This window comes from Pseudoalteromonas sp. S3178, assembly GCF_005886985.1.
In the GTDB taxonomy this organism is placed as follows: Bacteria; Pseudomonadota; Gammaproteobacteria; order Enterobacterales; family Alteromonadaceae; genus Pseudoalteromonas; species Pseudoalteromonas carrageenovora.
This window is the reverse complement of sequence record NZ_PNCW01000613.1, coordinates 1-279: the sequence shown is the minus strand read 5'-3', so window position 1 is coordinate 279 and position 279 is coordinate 1. Positions and strand designations below refer to the sequence as shown.

Genomic DNA, 279 nt, shown 5'->3' with positions numbered 1-279 from the left:
GCCCATTTTGCAAATTCGATATGGCCCATTGATGCTTCTGCTTGTGGGTCAAGCAAAGAGTCAGAAACGATTTCACCAGAGACCGCCTGCATTGTCAGTGGCGTGATAAAGTGCTTGGCAGACTCAGTCATCACCACTTTGACATCTATTTGCTGTTCTTTTAGGCGGCGAACAAGTTCTGCGCATTTGTAAGCAGCGATACCACCGCTGATCCCAAGTAAGAGGCGTTTATTTCTTTGCATGTTTGTTTTATACGATCACAGTATCAATAAACTAAAG

1 protein-coding gene is annotated in these 279 nt (G+C 44.1%); it reads right to left on the bottom strand.

From position 1 onward, the window contains the following. The coding region (locus tag CWC11_RS22450; protein ID WP_283241043.1) for a flavoprotein at positions 1-242 on the bottom strand (242 nt) is incomplete at its 3' end. Positions 243-279: the final 37 nt, after the last annotated feature.